General features: G+C 54.4%; 17 protein-coding genes. 8 read left to right on the forward strand and 9 right to left on the reverse strand.

Translation table 11 applies throughout. The features are described 5' to 3' along the window. Positions 1-228: 228 nt before the first annotated feature. Positions 229-777, forward strand: a complete 549-nt coding sequence (locus VNX88_14500) for a hypothetical protein (GenBank protein ID HWY69878.1) — start codon at positions 229-231, stop codon at positions 775-777. A 213-nt stretch (positions 778-990) separates the two neighbouring features. Here the strand turns inward: VNX88_14500 and VNX88_14505 are convergent, their stop codons facing one another. The 6 genes from VNX88_14505 to VNX88_14530 form a co-directional block, all read right to left on the reverse strand. Next, positions 991-1407 (reverse strand): hypothetical protein, encoded by a 417-nt coding sequence (locus tag VNX88_14505; protein HWY69879.1) that lies wholly within the window; start codon positions 1405-1407, stop codon positions 991-993. Between the two features lie 118 nt (positions 1408-1525). Then, a complete protein-coding gene (locus VNX88_14510; protein HWY69880.1) occupies positions 1526-1873 on the reverse strand; it encodes a DUF3592 domain-containing protein in 348 nt (115 codons plus the stop codon). Positions 1874-2369: 496 nt separating this feature from the next. After that, positions 2370-6059 carry a pullulanase-type alpha-1,6-glucosidase gene (gene pulA, locus VNX88_14515; GenBank protein ID HWY69881.1) on the reverse strand — a complete coding sequence of 1230 codons (3690 nt, stop codon included), beginning with the start codon at positions 6057-6059 and terminating at the stop codon, positions 2370-2372. A 456-nt stretch (positions 6060-6515) separates the two neighbouring features. After that, a complete protein-coding gene (locus VNX88_14520; protein HWY69882.1) occupies positions 6516-8582 on the reverse strand; it encodes a PAS domain S-box protein in 2067 nt (688 codons plus the stop codon). Between the two features lie 704 nt (positions 8583-9286). After that, the gene (locus VNX88_14525) at positions 9287-11005 is read right to left on the reverse strand and encodes a peptide-N4-asparagine amidase (GenBank protein ID HWY69883.1); all 1719 of its coding nucleotides are present in this window, start codon (positions 11003-11005) and stop codon (positions 9287-9289) included. Positions 11006-11271: 266 nt separating this feature from the next. Then, positions 11272-11691 (reverse strand): hypothetical protein, encoded by a 420-nt coding sequence (locus VNX88_14530; protein HWY69884.1) that lies wholly within the window; start codon positions 11689-11691, stop codon positions 11272-11274. Between the two features lie 344 nt (positions 11692-12035). Here VNX88_14530 and VNX88_14535 point away from each other — a divergent pair, with 344 nt between their 5' ends. After that, a complete protein-coding gene (locus VNX88_14535; protein ID HWY69885.1) occupies positions 12036-12497 on the forward strand; it encodes a hypothetical protein in 462 nt (153 codons plus the stop codon). A gap of 142 nt (positions 12498-12639) precedes the next feature. Here the strand turns inward: VNX88_14535 and VNX88_14540 are convergent, their stop codons facing one another. Beyond that, on the reverse strand, positions 12640-15342 hold the full coding sequence (locus VNX88_14540; protein ID HWY69886.1) for a protein kinase: 2703 nt from the start codon (positions 15340-15342) through the stop codon (positions 12640-12642). Positions 15343-15536: 194 nt separating this feature from the next. Between VNX88_14540 and VNX88_14545 the strand changes: the two genes are divergently transcribed. The 5 genes from VNX88_14545 (at position 15537) to VNX88_14565 (ending at position 21979) form a co-directional block, all read left to right on the forward strand. Next, complete coding sequence (locus VNX88_14545; GenBank protein ID HWY69887.1) at positions 15537-16349, forward strand: hypothetical protein; 813 nt, start codon at positions 15537-15539, stop codon at positions 16347-16349. A gap of 126 nt (positions 16350-16475) precedes the next feature. After that, positions 16476-18197 (forward strand): hypothetical protein, encoded by a 1722-nt coding sequence (locus VNX88_14550; GenBank protein ID HWY69888.1) that lies wholly within the window; start codon positions 16476-16478, stop codon positions 18195-18197. 351 nt (positions 18198-18548) lie between these two features. Beyond that, on the forward strand, positions 18549-19373 hold the full coding sequence (locus tag VNX88_14555; GenBank protein ID HWY69889.1) for an oxidoreductase: 825 nt from the start codon (positions 18549-18551) through the stop codon (positions 19371-19373). A gap of 215 nt (positions 19374-19588) precedes the next feature. After that, the gene (locus VNX88_14560) at positions 19589-21244 is read left to right on the forward strand and encodes a serine hydrolase domain-containing protein (protein HWY69890.1); all 1656 of its coding nucleotides are present in this window, start codon (positions 19589-19591) and stop codon (positions 21242-21244) included. 273 nt (positions 21245-21517) lie between these two features. After that, positions 21518-21979 (forward strand): nuclear transport factor 2 family protein, encoded by a 462-nt coding sequence (locus VNX88_14565; GenBank protein HWY69891.1) that lies wholly within the window; start codon positions 21518-21520, stop codon positions 21977-21979. A gap of 77 nt (positions 21980-22056) precedes the next feature. Here VNX88_14565 and VNX88_14570 read toward each other — a convergent pair whose 3' ends face one another. Continuing rightward, positions 22057-22488 (reverse strand): DoxX family protein, encoded by a 432-nt coding sequence (locus VNX88_14570; GenBank protein HWY69892.1) that lies wholly within the window; start codon positions 22486-22488, stop codon positions 22057-22059. Between the two features lie 237 nt (positions 22489-22725). On the opposite strand from VNX88_14570, the gene VNX88_14575 reads away from it, so the two are divergent. Next, positions 22726-25203, forward strand: coding sequence for a hypothetical protein (locus VNX88_14575; GenBank protein ID HWY69893.1), 2478 nt, complete (start codon positions 22726-22728; stop codon positions 25201-25203). Positions 25204-25440: 237 nt separating this feature from the next. Here the strand turns inward: VNX88_14575 and VNX88_14580 are convergent, their stop codons facing one another. Beyond that, a complete protein-coding gene (locus VNX88_14580) occupies positions 25441-25926 on the reverse strand; it encodes a hypothetical protein (protein ID HWY69894.1) in 486 nt (161 codons plus the stop codon). Positions 25927-26741 lie beyond the last annotated feature (815 nt).

Consider the following 26741-nt stretch of genomic DNA (forward strand, 5'->3'; position numbering starts at 1 on the left):
TTCGGCTCGACCAGCGACAGGACCAACACCTCAATGCCGAAAGCGCGATGGCACCGACGACAGCCGAAGAGAAACCGTAGATGTTGAAATCAGATTACGCTCACCGAGAATCGGCCCGAGTTTCGATCAAGGGTCAAAACGCGTAATAGAGATGTTTCGCCAATTGACGCACAAGATTCCCTTTGTTATACCTCGCTATTCCGGCTCGTCGGTCGATGGAGGTTTTCGATGTCGTCTTCGACTCGCGTTCTTCGTGTTCTGTTCCTTTCGCGCGAGTTGCGAATCCGTTCTCTGCTTTTGGCGATCACGTTGGCAGCCTGCGTTCCTTCGGGAGCTGGCGCGAGCCATTCCCACTCCGTGACCCCGGACGAAGCTGCCTCGGTCGACCAAGCCGTGCGCGCGTTCATGCAGACCGTCTCCCATTCCGTCACTCAGGACGGCCCCACGGCTTGGATCAAGTATTTCGATGCGAGTCCCGCATTCTTTATGGCCGTCAACGGCCAGATGGCATTCCCGAATACTGCCGCCGCACAGGAAGGTACTCGCAAGTTCGCACAAACCATCCGTCACATTGAATTGAAGTGGGGAGATGATTTGCGCGTCGATCCACTCACCAACGAGTTCGCCGTGGTCGCGGTCTCATGGCGCGAGATTCAAGTCGACACCGCCGGGCACAACGTTACCGAAACGGGGTACTTTACCGGGCTTGCAGAGTATCGCGAGGGACGCTGGCAGTTCCGCGACGCTCACTGGTCTTCGCCGGTTTCCTCCCAGTAGTCTCTGACGGTTCGGCAACGCCGCGCCCGGCGTTCGCAATCGAGGCCGCGAACAAGCTCGCTACACGATGCTCGGGCGATGAAGATCGAACAAATCAAAGTTCGCTTCTTCGAGCAACTAACGCTGTCAGGGCGATAGCGCTCATTGACGATGAGTGTAATGGCGATGTTACGCCAACCATGAGTCTGCGGTGTCAAATAGGACGAGCAGCACTCATCGGAAGTTGTTCTCGACCATCTTGTTTTCGATGACGATGCAGTAAAGCTTTTTCCAAGTTCTCTGCCAACGCCATCCTTTCTCTGTGCCGGGGGCATTACTCTCGATATATAACGTCGCCGATTCAGCAGACAGTGGTTCGCCGCAACGCGGACAACGTGGTGCTGCACCTCTTCTGAACTGACCACCGCAGTCGCACGGGTCCAGGTAAGGTTCCATCGCGGAACACATCTCTTCATAAGGTGGGCAGTTCGGCAGCTTGGGCATTCGCTTGTCCAACACCGAAAGAATCGCGGTTTTTCCGCAGGCGTCGCAGTAGGCGTAAATGGAATCATTGAAGCCTGAATGAATGAGGTAATAGCCGAAGTGGCCGTGGCAGTGTTCGCAGTTACCGACGCTACGCTCTCTTGCCATCAATTCCCGCAACTCACGCCTCAGTTAATGCAAACAGGCGATTACGCTCATTGAGCGGTTTTGAGTGAAATGGCGATTTATCAACATCTATGGACTGAGCGGGTGAAGAGTGTCGTGCTCACCTGATTACTAGCGGGAAGCTGACGACAACCGATTTATCATGATCGTCGGGGTCATAGCGCAACTTGATAATGCCGCCAGCGCGTGTGTCCGGCTCGTCAAAAGAATCAAACCAATGCCAAAAAAAGCCTGAGTGTTGACCGGACGGTGTTGAGTAATAGTAGACGATTTCTTCCCGCCGATTAGAAGCGTCGGAGTTGACTTGATATACGGTTCCTTCGGCTTGCGGCCACGTCGCACTGATTGCAAGATCGCGGTTCCATCGTTGCCTGTACAGCTTCCTCTTGATGGCATTGATAACTGCGTCAATCCATTGTTCCCAAGGTAGAAGTGCAAGTCCAGCCACTTAATCTCTCCTGCGTTTGCATGGTAGCCGAAGATAACTGTCTGGAACAGGCGTTTACGCTCAAGGCCCCAATTGGCTAATCGAGGTTCTGGTCGAGTGACGGGCAACACGGAAGTTATTGCTGTCCAGAAGTCCGCTTCTGGGAAGTGATCACAATTGCTCCTGGTTGAAGGGCCATCCAGAAACTATGTGTTGCAAATACCGACGCGACCGGCGCTTGGGTTGGTAACCCAAAGGTCTATCTCAGTTCGATTGCGACAAGCGGTCCTGTAAGTTCGCACGCGGAAATACGGATTACTTCCGAGTTGCCCGTAATCCGCCCGGTACATCACTCCGCTATGCCGACTTCTAGTACCAATCCGGCCGGACGCTTTGGAGGCTGAACTTTGGGGGCTCAGTCTGTTCAACGTCGGTGTCTAGTGCTACATACATGCGCGGGACTTACCGCGCTGTTGAAGATTTCGAAAAAAAATATCCTCTGCATTTTTTAAAGCGATCAATCCTTGTCGTCTTCCCGAAAGCCCTGGCTCACGAACACCGCAGTTGTCAATTCAGGGACGGTCACTGTGCCGCTATTGGCATAGGTTGACTGCTTGACGACGCTGTCGCTCGACGCCCGTAGAGCCGGATGAAGTTGGAGATTCAAGTTCTTCAACGCGTCGTTCTGGAAAATCTGCGTTTGCGTGCTGCCATTGAAGACGACGACGATTGTTTTTGCGCCAGGATTGTGCAGCTTCATCACGATCAATCCAGGAATCTGGCTCGGCCCGGTATTGAGGAACTGCAGGTTGGCCTGGATTTCCGCGAGCGTTCCCATCCGGAAAAGGTTTGACGAGTTGCGTATACGCAACAACTCCTGGAACCACTCCCGGCTGCTGGCGATCTCATTGGGTCCCGGACGGATTGCGGCATCGGCTAAAAGTGGCTGCTCAATCGGCCAATCCGACCCGTTGTCGGTTTGAACGGGTAGACCCACTCCCCAATTATCGGCCTGATAAGTGAAATCGAGGCGGTTGAACCAGTCGCCGGAGTTGTAGCTGTTCTTGTCCATCGATTTCGATCGCAGCAAGTCATCGCCTGCGAGAAAGAAGGGAACTCCCTGCCCGAGAGCGACCAGGCTCATGGCTAGGTTCTGACGCCGGACCCGCTGATCGAGAGAGTCCGAAAGCGGCGACTTCAGTTGCACAGCATCGAAGAGCGTCTGGTTGTCATGTACCGAGGCGTAGTTGATTGATTCAATGGGAGTGGCCCCATAGCCCGTCGGCTGGCCCTGGTAGTCCACTTGTGCTCCGGTGACGGTATCTCCGTTGCTGTCAGTGAACTGGAAATCGCGCAAGTTGCCGGCAAGTCCAACGCGCACCCAATCGGCCTCATGCAGCAGCCGTGCCTTCTGTGTCGATTGATCTCCGAACGAGAAATTCGGGTTGGGATCAGTAAACAGCCCTGTGGCAAAGCCCTGCTCGCGAAGGTCGCCGAATGGATTGCCGCCGCGGATTCCGTCCCGAATGCGGTCATTGAACGATCCGATGCCATTGCCATAGAGATTCACTTGTGACGCATTGACGAAGAACGCGTTGTTTGCGACCTCCCCGAAATTGAAACCTTCGCCGTACAGATAAATCTTGCTGCCGTCCACGCCGTCTTTCTGCATGGTTAGCCCGCGCAATGCCTGCTGAATGCGTTGCATCGTGGGAACAGAATGGAAGCTCATGATGTCGAAGCGGAAGCCGTCGATCTTGTATTCCTTCGCCGAAGTGACCAGGGCATCGATCATCAGCTTCTCCATCATGACGTGTTCGCTCGCCGTATCAGGACAGCAACTGCCGCTGTAGATCTGTCCGTCGGGATTGAGGCGGTAGTAGTAGTTGGGAACGATCTGATCGAAGACCGACTTCGGATCCTGCCCTGCCGCGCTGGTGTGATTGAACACTTGGTCCAGAACCACGCGCAGCCCGGCCCTGTGCAGCCCCATGACCATCGCGCGATATTCTCGGATGCGATCATCCGCATTCACCGCATAACTTCCCTCCGGCGCAAGGAAATGCCATGGATCGTATCCCCAATTGAAGCCGTCCTGGTCCTTGACCTTCTGCACTGCGGCCTGCTGTTGAGCGGAATCCGGAGCGAACGTTGTGAGATCGCCGGGATCCTTCCAAGTGGACTTGTCTTCGTTGACGCTGGCAATATCGAAACTGGGAAGCAGGTGGACTGCCTTCAGGCCCGCCTTTGCGAGCTGCCGGAGATGGCGCATGCCATCGGAGTCAGGGTTTGCAAATGCCAGATACGTTCCCCGCAGTGCCGCGGGCACGCTCTCATCACTTGCGCTGAAATCCCGTATGTGCAGTTCGTAAATGGAGAGATCGTTCAGCCGCTTGAGTTGGGGTGCACGGTTACCATCCCATCCCGGCGGCTCGAGCGCATGATCTTCCAAGTCCACGATCTGGCTTTTTTGACTGTTCAGCGATAGGGCTAACGAGTACGGGTCGGTAACCAAGTTTTCCAGAATCTTCTGCGCGGATGGAACGTACACGTGCACATCAAAGAGGTAGTACTTGTTCTTCCATGTCGAATTGCCGAGCGCAGACCAGACTCCGTTCTCTTCTTTCATCGGAATTGTGGCGGAGGGCACGGTCTGATTTGCGCTGTCGAACAATTCCAATGCGATGGACTGTGCGGTCGGAGCCCAAACTTTCACAGCGATCGATCCGTGCTCGATTACCGCGCCCAGGGTGCCCTGATAGGCAAAGAGATCGTCGAGCATCCCATATGTCTGGACCTGCGTCACGTACACCAGTTGTCCGGAGCCGTTCACGCCATAGACGATGAGTTCACCTTTCAATGCGCTGTCGACCACTGAAGCTTCCAACGCGGGCAGGTGAAATACGCGATAGCCATGCAGTTGCGGGAATTCCGCCAACTGCTGCGGCGTGAGCCCTGCAGCATCCTGGGTCAGTGCGTAGGTGGTCCCGCCGCTGACTCCCGAAGTGCTAAGCACGAGCGACGCGGTTGGATCACTCGCGAGCGAGTAAGTGTTGCCTGCTTGCACGGCGGAAGGTGGCAGCGCGATTGTGGAGCTATCGATCCAAACCGCCTGCAGTCGCCCGAGGAGTCCTGCAAGCAACTGCGCTCCGGTTGGCTGAGTGGTAAAGATCGTAGTGGAGCCGGAGATGATCCATATCTCATGCCCTTGCGTCTGCGGATTGACGTGCTGATCGGGGCCGGGGTCCTTCTCTCCGCTACGATGGATGATGAATCCGAGATCGGTCGCATTGGCAGTAAGTCCAACATCGAAGAAGATTCCGTAGCTGTCAATCCCGCTCGGTTGCACCGGCCCATCGCCGAAATCATTAGTGTTCTCAGTGGTATTACCGAACGCGTAAACCGTCCACCCAGCATAGACTCCGTCCGTGCGGTGGTAATGAATGCGTTCATGGTCGGCGGCTACCGGACCCGGTGCGGCTATGGTGGGCTGGATAGCGTAGATCGTGGTGGAACCCGAAATCACCCAGATTTCGCGCCCTTGCGTCTGCGGGTTTACGTGCTCGTCCGGGCCGGGATCTTTCGACCCGCCAAAATGAATGATGAATCCCAGATCGGTAGCGCCGGATGTGAGTCCGACGTCGAAGTACACGCCATAACTGTCAATGCCCGCGGGTTGAAGCGGCCCATCGTTGAAGTCACTGGTGTTTTCAGTAGTGTTGCCAAACGCAAATAGCGTCCAGCCAGAGTAAGTGTTGTCGAAGCGGTGATAGTGGATGCGCTCCTTGTTCGCAGCCACGGGCCCGGGCTGAGGTATTACAGGTTGGCTCGTATAAATCGTAGTCGAACCAGAGATAACCCAGATCTCATGTCCTTGGGTTTGTGGGTTCACGTGCTGATCGGGGCCAGGATCCTTTGCGTTGACAAGATGGATAATGAAGCCGAGATCCTGGGCATTCGGTTTTAGACCAACGTCGAAATATGCGCCAAAGCTGTCGGTTCCTGTGACTTGCACCGGGCCACCATTGAAATTTCCCGTGTCTTCTGTCGTGTCATTGAAGGCGTAAACAGTCCAACCCGCGTAGTTGTTATCGAAGCGGTGGTAATGGATTCGCTCGACATTGGAGGGTACCTGCGCTTGCGCCGCTGGCAAACCCAACAACAAAGAGACTGGCAATAGGAGTAGAAGGACGAATCTGCGTTTCACGGTAAGATCTCCGGGACAGGAACTGTGCTCTCAGCCTTTTGCTGACTTGCAATTCAAGCGTGAGAGGCTGATTCGGCGCGAGTTATCCTAGCCGGAAGTGGGAGATTCGTCCAGCGAAACGCGGCTTGGTTGGCGAAGCAACTAGTCGCATCCTCCCATCGTTTATCAATGGCTCAAGTCACTCGTGGATTGTCGGCACCCTTCCACAATCCTTGCTCTGTCCGAATTGTCGGCCATCCGGAAATTGAGTTCCTGTGTTGGTAACGCACAGCTAGCAGAGTTCGTCTCGCATGCTCCGACTGCTGCCGGAGACAAACGCTACTTGGCGCTTGCCGACCTCGCTTGGAACTGCAAAGGAAAGAAGAAGCGCAAGGGTGCAAGTGCTTAATCCGAATGGGGCGGCGGGTAAAATTTTGAAAAGGCGCATGTTGTCCTTCCCCGACGTTTTTGAGAAGGCTATTGGGTCGTGGATTGGGCGAGTTCCAAAGTAAGCGGGACCTCCACTTCAATGGTGGTCCCAGCGTTCGGTCTGGAGTGAATGCCGACTTTTCCGTTCACCAATCGTGTTCGCTCACGAATGCTGATCAACCCAATTCCATCGCCCTTCAGCTCTTCAGTATCAAATCCGACACCGGCATCGTGGACGGACAAGTACACCCGCTCGTTGCTCGCGTGGAGCGCGACGTCAAACGACTTCACGCCGCTGTGTTCCAAAGCGCTCACCAGCGCCGTCTGCATCACGCGAAATAAGCACAGCGAGATCTCGCGCGGCAGATTGTCCGGAACCGCTTCGTGCGAAAAACGCACTTCCACATGATGTTGTGCGGAGAACTCGCGGCAAAAACTTTGCATGGCGACTACGACGCCCAGATATTCAAGATTGGAGGAGTGCAGTCGATGCGATAACGCTGTGATGCTCTCGGAGACATCCGCTATTTGCTTCAGAAAACCTGCCACTCGGCCGCTAGTTTCTGAAGTCGACCGAGGCGGATTCTGTCTGAACTGATCCAGCGTGACGGATACCAGCGCAAGCTGCTGGTTGATATCCTCATGAAGCTCCCAAGCAATCCGAGTCCTCTCCCGTTCTTGCGCGGCGATGAGTTTTCCTCCAACTTCTGCAAGAGTTTTTTCCGCGAGCTTGTGCTCGGTTACATCTACCACTGAACCGATGTAGCCGGCGAATGAGCCATCGGCATTGATTCGCGGCACGCCGGTATCCATGACCCAACGGTAATCCCCCTCTTTTCGGCGCAGCCGATATTCCAGGGTGAAGGGCTCGCGCCGATCAAAAGCGGTCACATAGCTCTGCATACACTTGTCGAGATCATCCGGGTGAACACCTTCAGTCCAGCCGTCGCCAAGCTCTACTTCCACAGGGCGCCCCGTGAAGTCGAGCCATCGTTGGTTGAAGTATGTGAAGAGCTTGTCTGGGCCGGACATCCAGATCAGGACAGGAGCTGTATTTGTGAGCAAACGAAATTGCTTCTCGCTCTCAGCAAGTTCCGATTCGGCGCGCCCCCTCTTCAACCGCCGCATGACAATCACGCACATTGCCAGTGACTGAGCCAGTAACACCAGTAGGGCGATGAATATGTATTTCTTGTACGCATGCCAAAAGCTGGGCGGCCGATTCAGCACGATACTGCCCGCCGGCAAGGCACTCTCCTTTATTCCCCAATGCTTGAGAGCTCCCCAATCGAACATGTAGGCGATCACTGACTTCTGTCTTGGAATATTCGGCGGTTTCTTGCCATTCAGAAGTTCGAGAGTCATCTCTCCCGCGACGGTCCCTTGGTCGGCGACGCTGGAAAGATAGCCACCTACCTCACCGTGGTTCAGGTAGATGTCAAAAAGACTGAACAGCGGCGCGTTAGCGGCAGTCGTGATCTTTGGACTTGCCTCACCACTGCTCGCGAAGCGGGTTCCTGCTGCGTCACGTCCAATAGCAGTAAAAATTATGATGCTGTGATCGGGCAAGTTGCGCACGCGCTCCAACAGCGCAGGCATTGTGAGATCCAATAGGTACGAAATGTCGCTGTTCTGCTCGTATTGTTTGAGCTGACCTTTGACAACAGCTTCTTGCAATCTGTCGTAATAAGAGGTTCCCCCAATCACGAACACGTGTTCTGTTTTGGGACGAAGAACCAGGGCAACCTTCAAAGTTTCAGCGGCATTTAGGTCCGTTTCGACCCCGGTGAAGTCGTGGTCCAGCTCCGGAACACCGGGCGCGTCTGCATTTGGCAAACAATAGACGATAGGGATCCCAGGAAAAGCCTCTTTGTGCTTTTCAGACATGAATCGAAGAGGCGTCGGACCAACGGTGATGATTACATCTGGCTGACGATTCCTGTATTTGTCAATGATGGATTGACGAAAATGCTGTTGATCGCCCACCTCGGGAAACCAAATCGTGTCGAGGTACTCTTTGTACCACTCGATTCGGTAGGGCGATTTTTGCAGCGCCGCATGGATGTGCTGATCAATAAGGGATATTGCTGGATGTTGAGTCCCAACTTCATTCAAAATCAGTATTCGTCGCGGGGACGGGGTCTGAGCCGGAGCCACGGTCAGAAGGACCAAGATCAATGCGAATAGCCGCGATCCCCGTAACACCCCTTTGGATTGATCTCGGCTCGAAATTTCTCTACGTAAAGATGGCATTTGGCCTTGCAACATCGGAGACAACCTTTGCCCCAAGGTTCCCGAAGAGCTAGAACTTCGTTATTAAGTCAACTCGAGTGCCTCGGAGGTAGGCCCCGCGCATGGCGGCCATCCTATTTTAACCAGCAAGTAGTCGACTTCTGGATGGATTGTCGGCAATCCGGAAGTTATCCAGCGTGTTCAGAGAACCCAACGCATGCCAGCAGAGGTTTGGGGTCTGAACCCAAAGGTCCCTTTCTTTAGTTTAGCCGGACGGACGACGCGCATGAAGGGAGCGGTGCCCCTATCCTTCGCGTCGTTCGAAGGGTGGGGTTACGAAAAGGATGGCGATACGCTTTTCCCGAATTTCGATAATGGAACAGCCATAGAAGTCAAAATCGTGTAACCACCAGTACAGCTAACCCACCCTAACACCAGCGAATGATGGGGCACCCACAGTTCCGTAATGGGAGATCTCTAGAAACACCGAATCAAAAGATGGGCTACCCAGCCGGAACCCTGGGAAGGGCCAGGGGGCCCGGCCTTTCCTCTTTCGGCACAAGATTTAAAAGCATCTGTTCTGGCGGCTAGTGGCTGCAACCAACTCCATCGCTGACCGAAGTCAGAACTCCGGCGGCTGCGGTGACAGTACGGCTGAAGCAGGCGCCGGTGGAGTCGCTGTAGAAGTACTTTTCTGTGCTGCTCTGGTTTTGGTTCCCTGTCACGCCAAACGAAGAATTAAAGAGCAGGGTGTCGCTTGGCATATTGGTCCGCTGCAGGAAGGTAAAGCTGATGGGGTGATTGCCGATGCTGTGCAATTCTCCTCGTGTGAGTCTTTCATCGATACTCGTCGCCTGCGTGAAGGTGCCATCAGGATTCTGGGTAAACGAGAAATTCAGCGCTAACGGATATTCCGCATGCAGGAAAGTATTCTCCTCATGTCCTTCTCCCCTGCGGCTGGTCAGCGAAGAGATCGTTGTCTTCTGGTTGGCATTCTGCACGTCGGGCGTGCCGGTTGGAGTGGTCGCGTTTACACGGAACGTCTGTACGCTGGAGAAGTCGATGTTCTGATTGATTTCAGTTCGTATCTCGACGTGAGCGGTCTTGACGAAGCCTGCAAGTTCGAATGCTCTTGAGGAACTCACGCTCACCGTACCTGTAACCGTGCCATCGGCTGCCGTAGAAAGGTTCTCGACCACACTTGGATTCGCTGTGCCAATCGTATTTGTGGTCACCTCTCCGGTTACCTGAGTCGACGCCGCATCGAGATAGAGCAGCAGCGTCCCGGAAGTCGCAAAGAAATTTCCATTATTGAACACACTGAACGCGATTTGATGCAGCTTGCCATCGCTGAGCGGACCGGCAAATGGCGTGAGATCGACACGGTATGGAGAGAAGTTCAAGGTTTCAATTCCGGGAACGGGGCGCCAGAGAAAAGGATCGATGCCGCCCGTGTAGATCCAGGGATATATGGGAGCCACGCCCGCCGGCTGTCCGTCGATGGCGACCTCTACCTCGCGGAAGGCGGTTGAGCCGCACGACTCCAGTTCACCTGCGACATCATTGGGCACGCAGAAATACCAGAATTCGTCGCCGATTTGGCTTTGCGCAATGATATCGAGGTAGGCACGCTCGATATTCGTGGGAAGAGCGAAGGTGCGCACGTTCTGATCGGCGGGGGAAAAGAGAAATACGCTGCCGCCGTCAGGTCCGCCCGTCATGGGCAGCACGACATCTGCGCTGCGTGGGGGTTGTTGAGATTGCGCCAAAGGATAAAACTGCAGGCTCGCGCTTCCAAACAGCACGCCGGTGAAAGTGCTGTTCACGATGTTGCCGAGATCTGCTCTGCCAGGTTGGGGCACAGTGAAGAGCGCGCTGTAGTCGGTGACATCGCTCTCGACATGCCAGGAGCGGGCCACGGTCCGCGACGGCTCAGGCGTGGTGCCGAAGTAGACGTTTGTCCCGCCGATCCAGACGTTGGCCGTGCGGTCAAACTGACGGCCCGCTGTAACGCTATAGTCCGCCTGAAAGACAACTTTTGCCCAAGGACCCGGGCATTGCGCGGGAGGAGTATATGGGAATGTCTTAGGAGTGAAATCGGCAAACATCAGATTGGAAAACAGCTGAACTGTGCAAGGTTGCGTGCCCGGTCGCGCGATCGGTGGATCGGCTGTGACAGTGTTTGCCGATCCGATCTGCGGAGTACTGGGCGCCGTTCGCGTTTGTGCTGCGCTGCAGACGGACAAACACGCGATCGTCAGGAAGGCGAGCGGAGGTCTGATTGCCAAGAATGAGGATAGACTCATGTTCATGACTCCTTCACAGTGAGATAAGAGAAGAGGCTGTCATCGGAGGCTCCTAAGAATAAACGTCAAAAGAGAACGGCGGCAAGTGCTCGGCCCGTGATCCACGCTTCCTCCCAGGCGGCATCGCATTCGTCGGTGTCCCACGCTTGATCTTTCCCTTAATGACGATGATTCTCGCGCGAGGGATCCAATTTGGCACCCGTGCAGAGAGGACGCTTGCGGTGCCATTTCGGCACTGCGGCTTTAGCTTCACCTCGTCGCGTCTCTCAACGACGGGCAAACGCGCAAACAAATCCGGCAACGTAGAGCAACGTCGCCGCCGAGACTCCGATCAATGGCGCCTTAAACCAGAAGACTCGGGCCAGGACAACATACGCCACCAGCACCAGCAATCCGAGCCCGATCAGGAAATACGACTTTCGCAGCACTTCCCATTGGCACACGACCAGGTAACCATAAAGCAAGCCGAACAGGATCAACGCTATGCTGTGACTGACGTTGAACCCGATCCACGCCTTCCACATCGTCATTTCGCTGGAGATACGAGGTGGAACCTGCTTCATCGCCGTCTCCAGCTGCTCTTCGGTAGGGCTGAAGTTGTGGGTGAAGAACGTGTACTCCAGATGCACGCTCCCGAGGTACAGGATCATCGCAGCAGATGCGCCAATCAGGATTCGCGAGATCATGGTTTCGGCTTCTCGCCGGCGCCGCAAACTGCACTGGCGAAGCTATAGTGTACTGGGTGGAATTCGATGAACCGCAAAGAGATCTGCGTGGCTCTATGACTTCGGCGGCCAGCCGCGGGCAGCACGCGCATTCTTCCTCAAGTACCAGGACCGAATTCTTTTTTGGTACTCAAATACAGATCTCAGCTGAGAAGCGCTTCTGATATGAGAGGCCCTGGACCGGTTTTCGCTGATTGCTGAATGCTGAGTGCTGATTGCTGCTCTCTCTTGTGGCCTGTCACGTCCGTTCGCCAATCTGACGGAGAACTGCCGGCAGTGGAGTATGGACTGCCCCAGAGCGAGGGATGAACAAAGATTCGATGGCGCTGATATTCGATGACGCTCTCCGTGTGCCACATGCGTTTTGCTGGTTTGGAGCTATTCCTGCCCCTGAACTAGATGCGTGGACGCAACGTGCTCAGATCCAACTCCCACCTGATCTGCTTGAATTCTGGCGTATCACTGGTGGCGGAGACCTGTTTGAGTCCGAAACGATACTTCGGCCCAGTGTTGAGAGTGCTCCAAATCAGTGTTTCGTAATCGGTGACGATACCGAATCTTTCAACGAGGCGCTCAAGAAGGAAGGAATGGCGCCGAACCTCTTTGTTTTTCAGAGGGGATGCTTTTTGTCTGCTATCGACCTGCCCACTGCCAAGTACGTGACTCTGTCGTCGACATACGCTCCCCAATCAGAATTCAAGTCTCTGGAGGAATGGTACTTAGAAACGCTGCGACCCGAGTTCGCGCCACGGTATGGGTTGGATTAGTGCTGCAGGTTGAATGAGTGGTCTTGATTGGAATCTCACTCGCAGATGCCTCGACGCGAGTTGTGAAACGCACCTTCAAATAGAGGAGAAGGGTGCGGCACCCGGCAGGCTGGCGATTTTCCCTGGCTCCGATTTTCCCGTCCTATTGGAAGTTTGTAATCAGTACTGCATCGCGGGTTTGATTGCCACGTGAGAGAACCAATTGTTTCCCGTCAGGTGACCAAGCAAAGTCAAAGATCAAGTCGGAGGTAAATTTCGTTAGCTGTTTTGGGGAGCTACCGTCCACAGGCTGATTCCACAGGTTCGACACACCGTTCCTGGTCACAACATACGTTATGGCGTGACCATCGGGGGTCCATCCAAGGGGAGCTCGGAAGACAGGCGAGACCCAAGGCCGTGCTTCGAACGTCTTCAGCTGCGAGCCATCTTGCAATTGAATCACCGCCAGACGGCCGGCATATGTGCCTCGGTAGTTTGACCAGAAGGCAGCGAAGCGTCCGTCAGGCGATATCGACGTGTACGCAGTTAATGGGCGAAGTTCAGTCAATGCACTCGACTCGGTTCCATCCACCGTCATCTTCCATAGAGTAGGCGTTGAGTGCCGGAACGAACAGTACACGATAACTTTTCCATCAGCGGAGATTTGCGGATCTGTATCGGAACCGCCGTTAGTTAGTTGCTTCTTATTATTTCCGTCTGCATCCATTTTCCAAATCTGACCGCCGGAACTGAAGACAATTACCCGACCGTCGCGCGAAACGCTCATCGGGCCAACTTTGGTCGCATTTCCGGGAATCAACTGCGACGACGTGAGTCCAGCAGGACTCGTCATCCACACATCATTGAAGGAATGGTAGAGGATTCTTCCGTCCGCAGCCCAAGCAACGCTCGGAATCCCATCGCGCTTGCCTGTCCCGGCTGTGATTGGTCTTGAACCTGCCGCACTTACAAGCCAAAGAGTAGACAAGAGGTTCTTTTGTACCGTAACCAACTGTTTCGAATCAGGTGAGAAACTCAGGTCGTCGTAATCGTTCAAATCGTTTGTAATGCGACGAACTCCGCCACCTTGGGAATCAAGTAGCCATAATTTGCTGAGTGGTGTTTCGTTGTCCCGAGCCCTCACTAGCATCTGTGCAGAGCCGGGGAGCAAAGCTACGTGCGAGACGAGACGCCAGGGATACGACGACAGCGTTTGTCCATGGCCATCGGACACGTTGAAACTGCCTATGTAGCCGGTTACGTAGCCACTATCGCCTGCGGATCCGAGCTTTAGTGAGCCTACCGCAATCGAGTGACCGTCGTCGAACCAGGCCGGAGCGCCGCCTTGGGCAAATGCTCCCTTCGGCCACTTCATCGTAGTAATCGTCCTTTCGCCTGTGCCGTCGAGATTTGCCAGAACTAAATTGTCGCCTGACACCTTGTCCCCGATAAAACTGCGTACGAATGCGATTTGACTCCTATCCGGCGAAAAACCGATCAAGCTATCAATGTCGCGCAAGACTCTCCGCTGAGTTCCTCCGAAAATAGGCATCTGATACAAGTTCCAAATTGCACCCTCTTCTGGCTTGTCATGACGGACAAGGTAAATCGAAGTGCCATCGGGAGAGAATGTCAGTCCGAGATAATCGTCCTCACTCGCTGGCGCGATTTGGACACTGCTTGCGGCCGCGATCTGACGAATCCAAATCCCCTGCTTTCCGGCGTTTTCTTCCACATAGGCCGCGTACTTGCCATCAGGAGAAATAGCCGCATGCTTGCAAGCTCCCGAATTAGTCAATTGAACAACTTGGAGGCTGTGGGTTCGAGGGAGGGTCGAGTCTGACTTCCAAAGTCGGAATATCAGAATACTGACAATCGTCACGGCAAGTACGCAAAACCCAGCAATCAGGACAGTCACGAGTTTTTGTCGGCTAACGGGCCCAGTGATCCTTTGATCGGCCTGGGATACATGCGTTGAATTTGAGTCGCGCAGGATGCGTTTCAAATCTGAACGCAATTCGGCAGCCGATTGGTAGCGGAGATCACGATCCTTATCGAGCGCCTTTTGGACCACATCTTCAAGCTTGAGCGGAAGCTCCGGGTTTAACCGCAATGGTGGAACAGGCGCACGGTTTAGGATGGCGTCGAAGATTTCCGCCGAACTGTCGCCTCGAAACGGCAGGGTTCCCGTCCCCATTTCGTACAAAACCGTGCCCAACGAGAATAAGTCTGTTCGGGCATCCAGTTCCTTAGCTCGAACCTGCTCGGGCGACATGTACGCGATTGTCCCGACGGCGATACCGGGACTGGTCAGATGCTCGGCGCTCGATTCCATTGTGGGAGCCGACAACCCTCCCGCTGGTTCCAGCTTTCTGCCAGCAGTCACCTTTGCCAAGCCAAAATCCAGAATTTTTGCGTGCCGGCGTTTGGTGATAAAGATGTTTGCCGGTTTGATGTCGCGATGGACAATTCCTTCTGAGTGCGCTGCGTCCAGCCCTTCCGCGATCTCGATTCCCAGATCGAGAAGCAGTTCCACTTCCAGCGGACGGCCAGCGATCCGGTGCTTCAGGGTCATCCCATCAAGGAACTCCATTACGATGAATGTGCGTCCGTCTGACTCCCCGATTTCGTGAATGGTGCAGATATTCGGATGATTCAGCGCAGATGCAGCTCGCGCCTCTCGCTGGAATCGGCTAAGTGCTTGCGGGTCACTGGCAACTTCGTCAGGAAGGAACTTGAGGGCAACAAACCGGCCGAGCTTCAGATCCTCCGCTTTGTACACCACTCCCATCCCACCGCCGCCAAGCCGCTCGATCACGCGATAGTGCGAGATAGTCTGGCCGACGAGTTGAGATGGGCTCGCCATTGGGCGGGAATGTTATGGGGGTGAGCAGAGTAAGTCAACGACGGAGTTCAGTTACGGGCCAATGACAGCATGGATAGGCGCACCCTGCGAACCGCGCAGAGTGCGGCACCCACGCTTTGGCAATTCTAGGCAGAACAACAGAAGGATGCGCTACCCGCCCAGGTGTGGCGCGGTGATTTTGCTATGCTGGCGAAGTGCCTGCTCCGCCAAAGGATCCCACTGCGTTCTTTGCGAAGTTAGATAGGGCTGAAGAACTCATCTTCAACCTCAGAGTTGCATGGGCCGACTTTGCAATTGACACTGACGCATATCCGGTTGAATTCGAGGATGACCCAGGTGGGCGAACTTATCGGCTTAGCGACGCTCTTCCCGTTCCGGTCACGATGCCACTCATTGCCGGAGATGCGATCCACAATCTAAGAAGTGCCCTAGATCATCTTGCCTATCGATTAGTCTGCGTGGGAACGAACTCAAGCGGTCCATTCGATAAGGTGTACTTTCCGATTGCCAAGCTGGAGAAGGACCGCAAGGCTAAACTTAAGAAACTCGAGACGCAACTCTCGCGAATAGCGGTGAAGGAGCTTGAGAAGATCGAGGCTAACGAAGGAGGCTCAGACGAACTCCTATGGCACCTTCACTGCCTGAACAATATCGACAAGCACCGCCTACTACTCACTGTAAACTCGCAAACCAGAATGCAGAGCATGGCTCCGAGCCAAGTTAGAGAACTAGCGAAGAACTTCCTCGGTATTGCTTCGATTGATTCCGAACACAGTCATCGAGCGTTTCTCACCGAATCGTGGAAACCAGCCTTCGATCTTAATAGGGGCGACCGCTTGGCGTGGGTTTCGGAAGCGGACGTACAGGAGCATATGTACTTTCATTTTGAGCTCGCCTTTGGGGAACCCGCCGCCCTCAAGGGCAAACCCGTCGTGGAGAATCTGTTGAATATCCATCATCGAATCCGAGGGTATTTTATGGAGTTTGACCGTCTAGGGCTCCTCTAACTCCTTCAAGTAGAATCTGCCGCATGCAGGCGAAGACGTCTCCGATCCTTCGTTTGGGACCGGCGGAACGAGAGGACGCGGCTCGCCAGGCCATCCGCCCCACATCACACTGGAGGATAAGCGAAAGTGAGCCGTTACGCAGTTCTCATTACTTACCGGGAAGTCGTTGGACGAGAATCCAAGCTGCTTGATCTCCTGGGATTATTGGCAAAGTATCAACGGAACGAAGTGATTTTTTTGTTAGCAAAGCTGAATTGTGTACTCGGAACTTGGCAGAATAATTTGGACTTTGATGTCGATGCTAAGCTTACCCGAACTTTCCTGCCGTCGTATTCAAAGAAAATCGACCAAATCCGCAGTGGCACTAACTTCCGAATCCTGTTCTCGCGGATCGGACTTCTATATCTGGTCAAACAATCCTCTATCGCCTGTGCGGAAAGTGGCTTATGGCCAAAAACTGAGCACGACTTTGAGGCGATTGGGCTTGCGTGCCTGATGGCGAACGATCTGATGCTGCCTTTTGTTCCTTCGCCCCAAGATGGCACGCTGGAGAAACTCGCGAATACTCTCCCTTTCTCGGACTATGTGCCGCACGACCAGTACCCAATGGAAATTGCTAGGGCCCGAAAAATGTTCGAAATGGCCGCAAGCGAGCAATCGTTGAGGTCTAGGAGCGACTTCGTTCCTGTCAACGCAGAATTCGAGAAGGCAATGGGTAATTCCTATACCGCCTTTAGCGAGTTAGTGTTTGGCTGCGCAACAAAGTTCCTCAATGTTCGACTCGAAGATTTGCCTTCACCAGAGGCCATGATCCTGCGAGGCACATTCTTTCAAAAGTCGGCGATTCCCCCCGACAAGGCAAAACGCTTCTTTGACAAAATCACAATTCCAGAACCGGAGCTTGCCAACAAGATCCGTTCATCTAGCGATAGGCCTGGAGATGACTTGACGTTGTTTCAAGCTCACCCACTTATTGAAGTTGGTTCCTCCATCTACACGTGCCTTGATCCCGGGTTCCTTGTCGGGAAGGCTGGTCGCGGTCTGTTCTGGACGATTTTCTCCGAGCTGGAGAGTAAACAGAGGAGTCGACTCTTCTCATTTTGGGGTGCAGTGTTCGAACTATATGTGAACTCAATAATGTCTAGAAGCTACAAAGCCGGAGGACGTTTCATTGCGGAACCTAAATTCAAGAATGGCGACCAAGCGTTTGACGCATGTCTCTTAGAGGGCCAACGGCTCCTCACATTTGAACACAAGAGCAGCACGATTAGAGCCGACTGCAAGTACGGAGGCGATGTTGCGAAGCTTAGAAAAGAGCTCCATCTAAAGTTTATCGACGGCGACGACGAGGGCGCAAAAGGAGTCGCTCAGCTCAGCAAAAGCATTTCCCGCTTCCTAGATGGGGAGCGCATCGAAGGTATCTGCCACAGTAGTGTGACTAAGATATACCCGATCTTGATATGCCTGGACGACAGCGTTTCTGTTCCCTATCTGGGAAAATACTTCAACGAACAATTCGATCTTGTGTTTCAGAGAGATAAATTTGCACAAACCGTGTCTCCAGTTTTTACGCTAAATGTTTCCGATGTCGAGAGTGTTCTGGGGTATTTGAACCGTTTTATGCTGTCAGACATTCTGGATAGCTTTTATTCTCAGAATCAGGGGATGTTTGGTTCGCTGTCGAGGTCCGAAGTCCCGTTACTGAAAAATGTAGAGCCAGGACCCAACCTCGTTCGACAGGATTTCGCTGAATTTGGCAGACGCATAGAAAAGGACCTTTTTCCGGACGAAGCGGATTCTAAACCGACTTCCGAGGACGCAGCACTTCGAAAGAATGGTCCGCGGTAAGTGCACGGGGCCGGGGCCTTTTTTTGGCGGGGTGCCCTGCCCTTGGTTCTGTTCTTCCCTTACCGAACCATGAAGCGGGTTGCCGTCCTCTCCGTCCGCCGCGGCGGAGAGGGTGGGCGGGAGATGATGTGGGCGACTCTTCGAAAGGCAGCAGTCAGCACTCAGCCGTCAGCAATGAGCTAAAGCAACATCAAGCACTCGCCAGCAAGACTTGAGTTCACTCGCCATTCGCTTAACTTCCGGATAGCCCGTCGTTCGGCAGGACGCGCTATCGTAATTTCTTGCTATACAGTGTTTCCGGCAGCACGTGCGGTCTCGAAGTAGCTCGGACTCCGCAAATAGGAGGATCGAATGGCGCAAGTATGGTTAGTCACAGGTAGCTCTCGCGGTCTGGGTCGCGCCATTGTCGAAGCGGGCCTTTTGGCGGGCAATAAGGTGTTGGCGACAGCTCGCGACATTGAGTCACTGCGTGAGCTATCGGAGCGCTACGGTGACCAGGTGAAGCTCTTCGAGCTGGACGTGACCGACGAGTCGTCGGCTGCCGGTGCGGTGAAGACGGCAATCGATGCGTTTGGCTCGCTGGACGTTGTTATCAACAATGCAGGATATGGCAATCTCTCGTCCGTCGAAGATACGCCGATGTCGGATTTCCGCGCACAGATAGAAACCAATCTCTTCGGGACAATCATCGTGACGAAGGCAGCTCTCCCATACTTTCGCGAAAGGAAGGCGGGCCATTTCGTTCAGTTTTCCTCGATGGGCGGAAGGATCGGACCCCCAGGGCGCGGGCCTTATTCGGCGGCGAAATGGGGAGTAGAAGGTTTCTCCGAAGTTTTGTCGCGCGAAGTGGCACCGCTTGGCATCAAGGTCACGATCGTCGAGCCGGGTGGCTTCCGCACGGACTTTGCCGGCAGTTCGACCAAGCTGAGCGAAGGGCATCCCGAATACGACTCGACTGTTGGAGCAACGGCCAGGTTTCAGCGCGCCTATAACGGTAAGCAGCCCGGAGACCCGAAGAAGGCGGCTCAAGCGATCGTTCGGCTGACGCAGGAACAGAAACCTCCGTTGCGGCTGTTGCTCGGCAGCGATGCGTATAACGGGGCGGAGAAGAACGACCTTGCACGATTAGAAGAAGCGAGAGCCTGGAAAGAACTCAGCCTGTCCACCGATTTCTAGTCGGAGCCTGGCATGAACGTCTACCGTGGGAACAAACCCATTCCTCTCTGCCGAAGGCCGGCGCGTACCCTGAGAAGTCGAAGGGGAAGCGCCTAGAAAAAATGCATTTTGTTTTCATCGCTGCGCGCGTGGCGGGATGAAGAAAGCCGGGATGGAAGCGGAGACGTGGCGTCAATTTTGCCGTCTTAATGAGATATGGCTGGCAAGCACAACCGATGATGAAGACGTTGCTGGTTCTCCTAAGCCTTACCATCGCCAACGCAGCATTCGCCGCCGCTGATGATCCTGCACAGAAAGTCAACCAAGTTTTCGCTGCGTTCGGCAAGCCTGGTTCTCCCGGGTGCGTTGTCGGAGTAATCCGGAATGGCAGCTTTATATATAGAAAGGCGTTCGGTTGCGCGAGTCTTGAACTCGGCGTCCCCCTCACACCCGAATCGGTCTTCTATATGGGTTCGGTATCGAAACAATTCACGGCCGCCAGCGTTGTGCTTGCCTCCGAGCAAGGCTATCTTTCCCTCGACGATGACGTCCATAAGTATCTTCCCGAGCTTCCTGATTATGGACATCCCGTCACGCTCCGCCAGATGCTGCATCACACCAGCGGATTCCGCGACTTTTTTGATCTCATCGCGCTCTCCGGCCGGAAAGCGGCCGAGCTCGATTCCGCCGCCGATCTTCTCAAGCTCATTGCACAGCAAAAAGGATTGAATAACGTTCCTGGCGAGGAATGGATCTATAGCAACTCAAATTACTTCCTGCTCGGCCAAGTGGTCGGCCGCGCCACGAAGAAATCACTGGCTCAGTTCGCCGCGGAAAACATCTTCCGGCCGCTGGGAATGAAGCACACGCTCTTCTACGATGACAACACGCAGATCGTCCCGAATCGAGTCGCCGCTTACGATGGGGGCAAGAACGGCGATTTTCTGGTCGATTGGTCCACGTCCTACAACATCGTGGGCGGCGGCGGACTCATGAGCAACATCGACGATTTTCTCTTTTGGGACCGAAACTTCGATGCCAACAAACTCGGCAAAGGCACCTTGATCGAGCAACTAGGAAGCCCTGGTGCCTTAAACAACGGCAATCGGATCAACTATGCTCTGGGCCTCGGGCTTGGCAAATATCGCGGCCTGCCCACTGTGGAACACAGCGGCGCCAATTTCGGATATCGCACCGAATACTTGCGCTTTCCTAAGCAAAGATTCAGCGTGATTGTGCTTTGCAATCTCTCCAGCTCAGATCCCGAAGCCCTCGCTCACTCAGTCGCAGATCTATACCTGGAGCGAGATTTCACTTCAGATCCAACCCCCCACCCCAAATCGGCACTCCCAGGACCCGAGAACTTCGCCGGCACCTACCTCGATCCGCGCACAAAGACGATCTACAACTTCAGCGCCAATGATGGAAAGCTGATGGGTTGGGGGGCGGTCCTCGAGCGCATCGATGCCAACAAGTTTTACGACCTCCAGGGAGATGTCATCAGCTTCGAGAGCAAAAGCGGCACGATGCACGCTTCGCTTCCGATTCCGGGCGAACTCTATTTCTCTGGCGACAGGGTTGTGCCGATGCAGCTAAGCGCCTCCGAACTAAACAGATTCGTTGGGAACTTCCATTCCGAGGAACTTGGCGTTACGTACGCGCTGTCGGTCGACAACGGACGTTTAATCCTCAACATGAACAATCTGCGAGTACCGCTCAATGCCGCTTCGGAAAGGGAGTTTTACGGCAGAAGCATCGTTCTGGTTTTTGCGAAGAACGGTCTCGAGAAAGAGAGGGAGCCGGACAGCGGCCATCGCGCCTTCGATTTCAAGCTGTTCACGCAATCGGCCCGTGGGATTATCTTCAGCAGGTTCGTTGAATCATCGCATTAACCAAGTCTGCCGGTTGCCGCATCCTTTGTTTTCCCTTATTGAACCCGAGAAGTGGGTGTCGGGCGCCCCATCCTTATCCTTCCCATATTGGTTTTCCTTGTTGAGAAACCCAAGCCGAGGGTGCCCTGCCCTCCGTCCGCCGCGGCGAAGAGGGTGGGCAGCGAGACCGCCGGCAATACCGGTTTTGCCGCCTTTATAATGCCGAGCCGTGTCTAGAGGACGCGCACGGTTTCATGGCGGCGAAAATCTTTGCTGTCAGATGGAAGGCTCGAGATGAACGATCCACAAACAGCCGAAACAAAACACAGGATCCTTCGGCAAGCTCAGGACGACCAAACGCAGGATTCAGGAGTGCGGGATCAAGAGATCCGCGCGGCATTGGATCAGCATTGGGCAGCGTCCGATGCCAACGATTTTGAAACGGAGCACCGCATCTATCGCGAGGACGCGGTGCTGGAATACCCGCAGTCAGGCGAGCGAACCCGCGGTCGATGGAACATACAGAACCAACGCGCCAGTCAGCCAAGCAAAAAGCGGTTTGCTGTCCGACGAATCATTGGCAGCGGTGATCTCTGGATCACCGAATTCATTCTGACCTATGACGACAAGCCCTCTTACACCGTGAGCATCATGGAGTTCAGGGACAGCAAGGTTGCGCGGGAAACGCAGTACTTTGCGGATCCATTCGTGGCTCCCGCATCGCGCGCTCAATGGGTCGAACGGATGGACACGTAATCTCGAGGGCGATGACGTGGGCAACTCTTGTGTTCAGTTTCCCCTATCAGAAAGGCAGCACTCAGCACTCAGCTAACTCAGCGGAAAGCGAGACGTCGGGATGGCGGGCGGAGCACCCAGGACGCAACTGCAACACCGATCATGAAGATCGGGAAGGCCATGGTACGCACACCCATCAACCCTGCGGCGAATAACGATGCCACCGCACCCGTCAAGTCGAAGATCACTCCGGCGTAAGCCCACTCTTTGAGTCGGGGGAACTTGGGAACAACCAACGCAACCGCGCCGAGCAGTTTCCAGATCCCCAGGATCATCAGGAAATAAGGAGGATAGCCCAGACGCTCGATGAGCCCGCGAGCCTGCGGAACTCGCAGCACATCCCATACGCCTCCCAAGGCCAGTTCGAAGACGACCAGAGCAGTGGTCACCCAGTAAGCAATGGTCTGACGGCGCGAAGTGAGAGCGTGACTGGCGAAGTTAGTCATGGGACGGGTGGCACTTTTTTCCATTATAGGAACAGATCGGGGACAAACAAATCGGGGACAACCCCTGTGTTTCGGGCGCAGATGGACGCCGGAATTGTACTTGACAATGAAATTGGAATGTACTCTACTCAGTCATCTGTTCGGGTGAGAACCAACTAGAGCAAGCCGGATCACTGCCAGGCTTCCCAATTTAACTCCTCCCTGTTGTTCTCGCTCCTGTAAATAGTTATTCCCCCATATCACGTTTTTTGGGAGGTTCTTGTGCTGCGAGCCAAGACCGGAAAAGCGGCCCGCTTTTTCACTATCGTTTTCTTCATTACCACGGTTCTGCCTGCAGGAGCCGCAGTCAAAGGTGATCGCGGTCGGAATGGCCAGCATGCCCGACCGTTTTACATCGTGGCTCATAATCCGAATGAGATATCCGACGTCGATGCCGTACTCGCAGCGGGTGCGAATGCGCTTGAGCCCGACGTGATGAGGTTCTCGGACGCTACCGTAGTAGGGCCTGCCGATACGGACCACGTGAACACTCATGCTGGGGCCTCAGGTCTGTTCATGTACCACGACCACGTGGTGATAACCACGCGCCTGCCGACGACGGTGGAAGATTACTTCGATTACGTGCACCACCTTATCGCTGATATCGGCGTAAACATCTCCTTGATTACGCTCGACATCAAGTCTGCTGCCGCCTCTTCCGGTCTGGTCCTCAATCTGCAAAATGCGGTGCACACACACCTAAATCACGATGGTGTTCGCGTTAACGTGATTTATAGCGTAGGAAGCACATCCGATATCGGAGCTCTTTTCGCCCTCGGGGGCCGGCTCGATGACAATGAAGGAGTTCAGGTGGATGGAGAGAGCGGTCCCGATGCCGCCGGAACGGTTTTCAACGACTTCCTTGATTCCCACTTTGACCACATTTCTTTTGGAGACGGTGGCTTCGGAGTCTCGCTGGGATTGAACGATCCTCTCTTGCCTTTTGTCGACTCGCTTTCACCTGGAGTTGTACCTAGTATCGATTTCGCCTCATGGTTCCGTGCTGGCGGGTTCGGTGGCTTCTGGGATTTGGGCCAGTACCTGAACGGTGGTCCTGGAAAGGGATTCGCGATTCCCTATGCCTACCCCATTCCGGTCGACACGCCTCCTAATATCGGATACGTTGCGTTCGCGTTTATGGACGAAGTCGACGGGCTAATTGCCGATTCGGATGAGCAGCCACAAATTCTTTCCGACACCGTAGCATCGGTCAGGAATCTCAGAAACTACATTGACAATTACGACCCCGATCACTACGTAGCGACCGCAGCCGATAACCCGTTCTATATCCCGCCTGAGGCGTATGCGATCCAAGCGAAGACTACGAGCGGATTATCTGATGGCACCAGCGACACAATCAGGTTCGACTTGACCGGGGAATGCGGCACATCCACCGTCTTCGTCGAGGGAGATTTTGACCATCGCTTCCACCGCAATGATCCAACACACTCCGCCGATACCTATATAACGATTCCCAGCAAGAATCTTGGCAAGCTGAGGTCCTTACGGCTTTCCTCGGGCGGAAGCAACACCTGGAGAGTGGGACAGATCCACATCGCCAGCACTCGCTGGGGAATCCCATACGACAACAATCTGATTGTCGATTTGGGTGCCGGGGATGTAGATAGCGACGACACCCAGACGGTAGATCTCGGCAGCACCTTTGGCTACACGTGCGACATCACTCCACCACATGCATCGCCTAGCCAAACACCCGCAAAGAACAGCTTCGGATGGAACAACGATCCTCAGATCACGGTGAACTGGAACTGGACTGATAATCCCGGCGGCACCGGTATCAGGCCAGTCGCGTGCCAGTCACAGCCGAGCTACGCGTCGCAGGAGGGTAGCTATGATTTGCCCTCCAAATGCCAGGATGTTGAGGGTAACGACGCCGTCGCAGCGTACCGGGTTCAGATCGATAGAACGCCGCCAGCATTTCAGTGCGCCGCGCCGGATGGAAAGTGGCACGCCAACGACGTGTCGTTGCTTTGCTCCGGTTCAGACTCACTCTCAGGGCTAGCCAGCGCTGCCGATGCCAGCTTCTCCCTTTCCACCAGCCTGCCGCCCAACACCGAAACTGCTGACGCACCAACTGGAATACACACTTTTTCAGATAAAGCCGGCAACAGCACTCAGGCGGGCCCTATCTTCGGCAACAAAATCGATAAGAAGCCTCCGGTCATTACCATCAATCAGCCGGCAGCGACGAGTTATACCCATGCCGACACGTTGGTCCTGAACTATAACGTCGTCGACGGTGGCTCTGGTGTAGCCAGTGTCCTGCCCACAATGAATGGCAGCACGACCGTTGCGGGAAATGTTCTCTCAAACGGGTTAGCGATTCCACTGCTCACGTCACTCCCGCTCGGCCCAAATACTTTTAAGATCGATTCCGCGGATATGGTTGGCAACAACAGTAGCTCTTCCGTGACGTTCAACATCATTGTCACACCGCAAAGCATCATGCAGGACATCGTCCAGCTGCAAGGAAACGGTTTGAATCAGCCAGGAGGCTCGCTCATGGCAAAACTCGGCAATGCCGCTGCCAATTTCGGGGGCTCAAACTGCCACGTTGCCGCTAATCAATACAGCGCGTTCATTCACGAGGTGCAAGCGCAGACAGGCAAGTCAATTATGCCTACTGCATCGGCAATCCTGATCGGCGATGCGCAATACCTGATCTCGCATTGCCAGTGACAGTCGCAAGTGGCTTAAGGATGACGGGCAAACAGCCGTAAACAAAAACACAGGATCCTTCGGCAAGCTCAGGATGACAACACAGGCTCTCGACAGGTTCAGGATCGAAGACCGGCTATCGGCTAATCTGCAGGCAATGATCGGGCTTCGCAGTGCGCCGGAAATTCCCAGACAGCCAGGTCGGTCTATGCCTTGTCCCCCGACCGCGGACGGTACTTGTCTACAGCTCACTCGACGCTATTCGTTATGCTGTCTGGCCAAGTAGCCCTGGAGGATCACCACGTTCGGCGTGTTGGACACAAACACGATCGGTACATCGCTGAACAATAGACCCGTGTTGAAGTGGGATTCGGAGACGGCGGCGCTGTCAGGCGTTGCCACCGCAGTAGAAAAAGCAACGTCATGGGGCGGTGACGTTAACTGATGGTGGAGTGTGGCAAAGGCGACCTGCCCAGGCGTCACAGCTGCCGCCTTCCACACGAAGTCGGTCACCACAAGCACCAAGCCGGAGGGTGGGGCGTTGTAGGGGGTCAACGTGCCATCGGCGGCGACTTGTTCCAAATCGGTACAAATGTTCGAGGTGAATCCGCCGCAAACGAGGGTCACGTTTCGCCTGACATCTACACTTGGATCCGATGACGCTGAAACGGTCCGACTTGGATACCACGACAGGGCGAAGGCCAAGGCAAAGCCCAATGTAACTAGAGCGATTTTACTTTTCATCCGGAGTCTCCTCTCTTAGCTGGAAAATTGCTGTAAAGCGTACACCCCTTCCGGCTCCTATCCCGTTGCGGATACAGAACCCGAAAAACGTTCGCTCTGGCGCAATTCTCCGCAATTGCTGGCGTGACCGCCATTGCCGCGACCTGTTCGGCACGTGTTGCCACCCGGTGAGTGTCAGTCCGAATTAGCTACCGAATGCGGTGCGCTGTCGAGCTCGATCACATGCATCCCGAGTCGATCCGAAGAAATACAAGAAATTTGGAGATTGTCGCGGTAGTAGCACGGTAAGAGCCGGGTAGTGCGCTACCCCCCGCACTACCGTCGGCTCTACCCTACAGTACTGTACGGTACGTAGTGTATGCCGCTTCGTCGGTTGGCGGCTGCATTACGAAGCAGAGACCGGGCGTGTCAACTTGGAATCGGCAAAGACCAAGTTGAGGAAAAAATCCGACCTTCAGATAACCTTTTTTGCCGAGGAACTACTCACATTGTCTACCTGCTGCCGAATTTTCGGACTGGCAGGGCGGACAAACTTAGTTGTAAATCTGTGGGTTACCGTAACGAAACGAAACCCCGGAGTTCACGAATCAACATCGATTCGGCTCCGGGGTTTTTGTCTTTTTGGGATCTTTCTGAAGGGGTATGGAATGGAAGAAGCGTTTCGAAACTCGAAGTTCCGATTCAAGTTGCAAGCCGCAGATGAGCACCCTCCATCTGATTTCGTCGCTAACGGCGAAGAAGGGCGAAGTTCGCCAGTACTAGAAAGCCCTTGGACAGCTGCCCAGGCTGCCCAGTTTCTAAAGATTCATCCACGA

The sequence above is a fragment of the Terriglobales bacterium genome, assembly GCA_035567895.1.
GTDB lineage: Bacteria > Acidobacteriota > Terriglobia > Terriglobales > Acidobacteriaceae > Gp1-AA112.

Bases quoted from the DNA above. Each gene is read 5' to 3' on its own strand.
- VNX88_14570 (HWY69892.1), bottom strand. From the start codon at position 22,488: ATGGAAAAAAGTGCCACCCGTCCCATGACTAACTTCGCCAGTCACGCT.
- VNX88_14565 (HWY69891.1), top strand. From the start codon at position 21,518: ATGAACGATCCACAAACAGCCGAAACAAAACACAGGATCCTTCGGCAA.
- VNX88_14500 (HWY69878.1), top strand. From the start codon at position 229: ATGTCGTCTTCGACTCGCGTTCTTCGTGTTCTGTTCCTTTCGCGCGAG.
- VNX88_14555 (HWY69889.1), top strand. From the start codon at position 18,549: ATGGCGCAAGTATGGTTAGTCACAGGTAGCTCTCGCGGTCTGGGTCGC.
- VNX88_14525 (HWY69883.1), bottom strand. From the start codon at position 11,005: ATGAGTCTATCCTCATTCTTGGCAATCAGACCTCCGCTCGCCTTCCTG.
- VNX88_14560 (HWY69890.1), top strand. From the start codon at position 19,589: ATGATGAAGACGTTGCTGGTTCTCCTAAGCCTTACCATCGCCAACGCA.
- VNX88_14580 (HWY69894.1), bottom strand. From the start codon at position 25,926: ATGAAAAGTAAAATCGCTCTAGTTACATTGGGCTTTGCCTTGGCCTTC.
- VNX88_14540 (HWY69886.1), bottom strand. From the start codon at position 15,342: ATGGCGAGCCCATCTCAACTCGTCGGCCAGACTATCTCGCACTATCGC.
- VNX88_14505 (HWY69879.1), bottom strand. From the start codon at position 1,407: ATGGCAAGAGAGCGTAGCGTCGGTAACTGCGAACACTGCCACGGCCAC.
- VNX88_14535 (HWY69885.1), top strand. From the start codon at position 12,036: ATGAACAAAGATTCGATGGCGCTGATATTCGATGACGCTCTCCGTGTG.
- VNX88_14530 (HWY69884.1), bottom strand. From the start codon at position 11,691: ATGATCTCGCGAATCCTGATTGGCGCATCTGCTGCGATGATCCTGTAC.